At 34.4% G+C, this 6511-nt stretch carries 9 protein-coding genes and 4 tRNA genes; all 13 read left to right on the forward strand.

Annotated elements, in window-relative coordinates; translation table 11 throughout:
- The first annotated feature begins 77 nt into the window (after positions 1 to 77).
- Complete coding sequence (locus tag LHV68_12800; GenBank protein ID MCB4792746.1) at positions 78 to 551, forward strand: hypothetical protein; 474 nt, start codon at positions 78 to 80, stop codon at positions 549 to 551.
- 70 nt (positions 552 to 621) lie between these two features.
- On the forward strand, positions 622 to 1104 hold the full coding sequence (locus tag LHV68_12805) for a hypothetical protein (protein ID MCB4792747.1): 483 nt from the start codon (positions 622 to 624) through the stop codon (positions 1102 to 1104).
- Positions 1105 to 1171: 67 nt separating this feature from the next.
- Positions 1172 to 1792: a hypothetical protein gene (locus tag LHV68_12810; GenBank protein MCB4792748.1), complete on the forward strand. Its 621-nt coding sequence runs from the start codon at positions 1172 to 1174 to the stop codon at positions 1790 to 1792.
- Between the two features lie 90 nt (positions 1793 to 1882).
- Positions 1883 to 2485, forward strand: a complete 603-nt coding sequence (locus tag LHV68_12815) for a DUF6338 family protein (protein ID MCB4792749.1) — start codon at positions 1883 to 1885, stop codon at positions 2483 to 2485.
- 12 nt (positions 2486 to 2497) lie between these two features.
- Positions 2498 to 2719 carry a hypothetical protein gene (locus LHV68_12820; protein ID MCB4792750.1) on the forward strand — a complete coding sequence of 74 codons (222 nt, stop codon included), beginning with the start codon at positions 2498 to 2500 and terminating at the stop codon, positions 2717 to 2719.
- A 229-nt stretch (positions 2720 to 2948) separates the two neighbouring features.
- Complete coding sequence (locus LHV68_12825; protein ID MCB4792751.1) at positions 2949 to 3227, forward strand: hypothetical protein; 279 nt, start codon at positions 2949 to 2951, stop codon at positions 3225 to 3227.
- Positions 3228 to 3245: 18 nt separating this feature from the next.
- Positions 3246 to 3683, forward strand: a complete 438-nt coding sequence (locus tag LHV68_12830) for a hypothetical protein (protein ID MCB4792752.1) — start codon at positions 3246 to 3248, stop codon at positions 3681 to 3683.
- 121 nt (positions 3684 to 3804) lie between these two features.
- Positions 3805 to 4914, forward strand: a complete 1110-nt coding sequence (locus LHV68_12835; protein ID MCB4792753.1) for a hypothetical protein — start codon at positions 3805 to 3807, stop codon at positions 4912 to 4914.
- 269 nt (positions 4915 to 5183) lie between these two features.
- Positions 5184 to 5255: transfer RNA gene (locus LHV68_12840), tRNA-Thr, on the forward strand.
- Positions 5256 to 5882: 627 nt separating this feature from the next.
- Positions 5883 to 5966: transfer RNA gene (locus LHV68_12845), tRNA-Tyr, on the forward strand.
- A 92-nt stretch (positions 5967 to 6058) separates the two neighbouring features.
- Positions 6059 to 6129, forward strand: a tRNA-Gly gene (locus LHV68_12850).
- Between the two features lie 63 nt (positions 6130 to 6192).
- Positions 6193 to 6264: transfer RNA gene (locus LHV68_12855), tRNA-Thr, on the forward strand.
- Positions 6265 to 6374: 110 nt separating this feature from the next.
- A partial coding sequence (tuf, locus tag LHV68_12860; protein ID MCB4792754.1) for an elongation factor Tu occupies positions 6375 to 6511 on the forward strand: 137 nt, incomplete at its 3' end.

Consider the following 6511-nt stretch of genomic DNA (forward strand, 5'->3'; position numbering starts at 1 on the left):
ATCAATACAGCTGACCCTCCCCTATGGGTTGGGTAGCTGATTTCGGATGTTCGGAAAGGCAACAAAGGAGATAAATTATGAGTCAGGAAGAAAAATCATTTATTAATCTCGCAGGAGAATTCTTAGTTGCGGGCGAGCTGAATAGAAGACGTCTTGCCGCATCTATTACTTATGGTCCGTCGAAAAGTGCAGATATATATGTGTTTTCTAGGTCAGGAAATAAACTTGCAAAAATAGAAGTAAAGGCAACAGAAAAATCACAATGGCCAGTGGGTCACCGCGCAATGTCTGAAGAAAATGAAAAGATAGGAATATTTTGGGTATTGGTTAGATTGCCTAATGACGCAAATCTTGTACCCGAATACCATGTTTTTACCGGAGCGGAAATCACAAAATTAACTCGTCATTATTACAAAGAATATATGGATGGCTATAAACTTAGACATGGACATAATTACGATGTCTCTAAGGGTGACGTTCCAAATCTAAAATATACTCATGTTTCTACCCACAGAGGTGGGTGGGATAAAATTGAAAACTACCTAAAATAAAGCCGAATAACGTAATACAGCTGACTGTGCTTCGCACGGTAGCTGATTTCGGATGTTAGGCAGAAACTAAATGAATTACAAAGAAGAAATTAAAGACATCGCAATAACCGTAAACAATGGATTAACGGTCTATATCGCTATTCATAACGCAATTTTTCGGGATGCTGCCACCTTCAAGAGTTTTCTGAAAAACCTCTTCGGGTGGGGTGTACCTATGTCGAAACTGCTTGAAGATTCTGAAAGACTTCTGCCGTTATGGGATACCATTGATCAGAAGGTAGAGGTTTTCCGGCAGTCAAACTACTCATCATTATCGAAAGATGAAAAACATTATTTTGACATTCTATCACGCTATGTGGATGCTGTCCGCAAAACTGTCGCTGCGCTAATTGATCGGCAACGTTTATTGAATGACGGAAGCAGGGGCGGACCAAGAAATCCAATGACTTGGGAATTGTTTCAGCAGAAAGAAAAGATTTATCAGATGACCGTCAAAGAATACATGGCGATAGGTCAGGAATTAAATGATGCAGCTCCCATCATTTTTGAATAAAATGCCTAACACAATGCAGCTGACCATCCCCTGCGGCGCAGCTGATTTCGGATGTTAGAGGAATAAAATGGAAAATATATTATATTTAATTTTAGGTTGGTTGTTTGGTTTACTAGGGCCACAGATTATAAACTCAATTAGTAAAAGGTATCATAAAAATGATATAAAAAATTCAATTATCTCAGAATTAAAAGAAGTTTCAATTAGATTAGTAATGAATTATTTCCAAATTATGTTAAATTATGGCTCCTTGGATAAACCAATTTTAATATGGATAAAACATCATATGGATAATTATCATGGCGCATATCCTACCAGTAAAATATCAGAAGATATAAAGAAAATGTTAGAATTAGATGATAAAATGCTTCAAGATGCAATTGAAAAAACTCAAGACGGTACGAATTTATACTTAAAAACATATTTTTTACCATTCCTTGAATCTAAAACATCATACTTGTTATTATTTAGCTCTAAATCTCAATTATCAATTTCTGAAATTAGATCAGATTTAAATATAATTAATGAAGATATTTTGTACAGCAGAAAGCTATTTTTCTTAACTTTTAATTCTCTAAGTCCTGATAACCACAAAATAGTAAATATAAATTTAAAAAATACTTATTTGGACACTGCAAAGCATTCAAAATACTTAATAGAGAATATCGACAATCTTGAACTAAAATAAAACCTCTAAAAAGTCAATTCAACTGACCCTCCCCTATGGGTTGGGTAGCTGATTTTGGATGTTAGAAAAGTATATTAAAAGGAGAGACGAATGGAGATTGCTCCAAATATTAACAACATGATGTTGTTTGTTTTACTAGTTTTTCCTGGTCTAATATCTATGCACATTTATCGACTCTTTATGCCTGCAAAGGATATAGATTGGAAAAATTCTGTTGTTGAAGCATTATTTTACAGTTCCATAAATTTTGGTTTATGCCTACCTATATTGATTCCAATTAATAGAGGCACATTTATCAACCTTTATCCAGTTTGGTATTCAATTCTTTTTATTTCCACCATAATTATCTTTCCAATCCTATGGCCTTTTCTTTGGGTGCAAATAATGAAAAACAAGATATTTGCAAAATACTTACAGTTACCATATCCAACGGCATGGGATTATTTCTTTCAAAAAAGAATACCTGTATTTGTGTTAATACATCGTAAAAATGGCAAGAAAATTGGTGGATATTTTGGGACAGATTCATATGCAACTTCTTATCCAAAAGAAGGAGACATTTATATAGAAAAAGTTGTTAAAGTTGATGAGACGGGTAAATTCAAGGGAATTATTACATCTTCGAAAGGCTTATTAGTAAAAAATAATGATTATGAATTAATAGAATTTTTTGAAGACCCTAATTATAAATAAAGGAGAAAAAAAATGTGCAAACCAAAAGATGGCGATTCAAAGACCCCTGAAATAAGGAAAAAAGGTGGATATCAACCAATTACAGAAGGTTACCAGCCTATCGTAGCAGAGAAACCTATAACTTTAATACCTGAAGGTGGTTCAGGTGAAAGTAGTTCAGATAATTCTGGTGCTGGTTCCGATACTACAACTAATAGTGAAGCAAATAATACTTCAAAAGATAAAAAGAAATAATTATTCTAACAAATCAATCTAGTGGAATTTGACTCCGACAAATTCTCTGATTTCGGATGTTGTAGAATTCTGAGGACAATACTTAATATAAGCAAAGATTGAGTCATATTCTATAAATTGACGTGTTCTTAGAGAAGCAGTCTATAGATAGACTCAAACAGAGATAGCGGGTCGGTTAAAACGTTAAGCTGTCCCCTAAATCTAGATAGTTAAATATTGGAGGCTGATTATGGCAGAAAAAGTTGCAAAAGCTGGTGTGAAAAGAGAAGATGGTTTTCTTTACTTTATTGATAAACAAGGTGATGTTTCCAAAGCGAAAATGGTAAGAGGCGGAAAGAAGGGTGGAAAGCCAACTAAGGTTGCGAGAGTTGGAGTCAAAAAAGCTGATGGTTATCTCTATTTTGTGGATAAAGCAGGCGATGTGTCTAGAGCAAAGATGGTAAGGAGAGGAAAACAGTTAAGGAAAGGAAAACATAAAGGGGACGGTAGTGGTGGTGGACGCCCATAATCCTGTGAGGTATGAAAAATGTCAATTAAACGTAGGTTTACAAATGAAGGAGAAGCAGCAAAAGAAATATTTGATGGGTTCAATTCTTGGTCCCAAGGCATATCATCCTACAGTATACAAACTATTTTTGCAATAATTGCAGCGAATTGGGCAGTTTATAAGGAAACATCTGATATTATTTCTAACGAAAATGCAAAATGGTCAGTATTAATTTCAATTGGATTCCTTGGGCTTAATTTATTGTTGACGGGCGCGATGACTTTACTATATAACAAAAGAATAAACTATATAGATGGTGATAAGGATCGATGGGCAAAAGAATTTGAAGCAGCTGAAAAACTAAGTTCCCCCTGGCCTTATAATAATTGTATAAATAATTTAGGATTATTTATTCACATTATTAAAATTGTAATGCCAATAACTGCTGGCATATTGTTTATTTTAAGCGTTTATTGAATCTGTGACCAAAAAGGGGCGGCAGTAAGATAGTTAAGCGAGATTTTGACTATATCTATAAATAGTCAAAATTTTAGAGAAGCAGTCTATAGATACATTATTTCATAAAAAAGGAACTAAGGTGATTGAAAAGAAAACAATATTTGTTTTAGGTGCCGGTGCAAGTATGCCGTATGGCTATCCTTCAGGTGCAGAATTGTTGGATGCTTTAGTAGATAAAAACATTATAAATGTATATCCAATTCTTGATTTAGGTGATGTTAATATTAATGTATTTAGGAAAACTCTGAGATATGCATATCCTTCATCTATAGATTATTTTTTAATGCAAAACAAAGATAATCAGTCTTTCATTAAATATGGCAAGGCAGCGATAATTAGATATTTTCTAAAAAAAGAGTACAGAGATGCCGGGACAAAAATCGGCGGAATTGAAGAATTGTCTTTACCAAGAAATAAGGATAATAAAGATGAAAATAAAAAATGGTACGGATATTTTTTTAACAATATATTGGCAATGAAATCTTTCAAGGATTTGTTTAAAAACAATGTAACAATTGTAACTTTTAATTATGATAGATCTTTTGAGTGTTTTACTTATAATCATCTTAAGAATACATATGGAGCATCAGATTTTGACATATATTTATTTTTTAAGCACATAAACTATTCTCATGTATATGGATGTATAGCTCCAATTTTTTATGTTGGAAATGAACCATACTATGATTTTAGTGGAGATTTTAAAGAAGAAGATGACTTAAGGTTTATTTTTAATAATGATACGCATGCTTGGCAATATGGAAAAGTTTCGGATGACACGCTAAAAAATTACTCAAGCGAAGCAGATAGATTATTATTGAATAGAATTAAGGTTATTGGAGAAGAAAGAGATTCAAAGACTCCAGTATTGTCGGAGGAAATTTTAACAGATGCACAATACCTATGTTTTTTAGGGTTTGCTTATGATGAAACAAACATGGACAGACTGAATTTAAAATTATTAAATTTAAAATGTCATGTTTCTGGAACTATTCTTGATATCCCTATTCATAAATTAGAGTATATTGCAAAATATTTTCTGAAAAATGGGAAGAAGAATAAACGATCAGAACATTTTTACTATCTTATTAATGAAAAACGATTGGATTTAATAAAAGAAGATGATATTATCTCTTATTTTAAGTATAGATTTTATCCTATTATGGATGATCCAAATTCCATACTTTAAACGAATGCGACAATATCTATATTTTGTCAAAATCTTAAAAAAGCAGTCTGTAAATGTATTATTTTACAAATAACTCTTGCTTTGGGCTATATTAATAAGTATAATGTGTCCGAATTAGCAAGCATAAAGTGTCCGACATTTGTCCGATGTCATAGCAAAATAACGGTTATTTTTGAGTTTTCAGGAGTTGTCATAAGTTTCCAATTATTGCGGCCTTTTAGCTGTTTGTCGACGTAAATATAATACCCATAAAAACATTCTCGCAAAATGCCGATGTAGCTCAGTGGTAGAGCAACCGCCTTGTAAGCGGTAGGTCGGAGGTTCAAATCCTCTCGTCGGCTAATATTTATTATATCCTATCATTTTTTCAACCCTTTCCTTGTTTCCTGCCCCAGGTATTCCTCCTACGCCCAGCCTTCCCTAAAGCTTCGGTTGACGAGCAAGGCTTCGGAGGATTTCGCAAAAGGCAATTTAATTATTGAATATGTGCTCAACAAATCCTCTCGTCGGCTTTTTTTTACACCAATGAATCAAATATAGTTGAAAAAGCCGTATAAATATTGAAAAAAAAATCAAAAGAAAGCTTTATAAATAAATTTTCTTTCTTATTACGCTAAAACCTATCAAATTTTAAGCCATTCTTACAGATTTTACCAAGCCAAAATTTTATTTATAAATCAATTGACTTTTTTAAATTATTAATATATAATAGCAAATCTATTACGTTAATATTATACGCATATTATGTATAATATAAGACGAATGGCAGAGCGGTCTATTGCATCCGCCACTGAATCTAGGCGGACGGGCTGCCAGCCAGATTTATCCTTATTTTACTTGTTCTTTTTTATTAATTTTTGGACGGATGGCCCTCCTTCGCTTAAAAGCTACGGAGGACTATCATTAAAATATTTAATATCTGTATTCGCTAAAGGGTGGTACGTGTCCATCGTAGCTTTAGCGAAGATGGACGGATGGCAGAGCGGTCTATTGCACCAGACTGTAAATCTGGCGGGCTACGCCCTTCGGTGGTTCAAATCCATCTCCGTCCACTTTTACAGTGAACAGTTACCAATGACCAGTGACCATAACAACAAAGTCATGATTTTCGGTAACTGTTTACTGCTCACTGGTCACTGTAAATGCGGGAGTAGCACAGTGGTAGTGCGCTAGCCTTCCAAGCTAGTTATGCGGGTTCGATTCCCGTCTCCCGCTGATAACTACAGTACAAAGTGCTTAGTTCATAGTAACATCATAAAACTATCTGCTGATGTTATTGCCGAGGTAGCTCAGGGGTAGAGCACTCCCTTGGTAAGGGAGTGGTCGTGGGTTCAATTCCCATCCTCGGCTTATAAAATTATAGAGAGGAAAGTATAAAACGTAATCCGTAACCAGTGACCCAAAACCCGCCCTTGCGGGTTACAGGTTACGAAAAGCGGGTTACGACTTTGGAGGATAGCATGGCAAAAGCAAAATTTGACAGGACAAAACCGCATGTAAACATTGGTACGATCGGGCACGTAGACCACGGCAAAACTACGCTGACAGCAGCGATAACAAAGGTATTGGAAAGCAAGGGGCTGGCAAGCTATATAAG

The sequence above is a fragment of the Candidatus Liberimonas magnetica genome (assembly GCA_020523885.1).
GTDB classification, from domain to species: Bacteria; Elusimicrobiota; Endomicrobiia; order Endomicrobiales; family JAFGIL01; genus Liberimonas; species Liberimonas magnetica.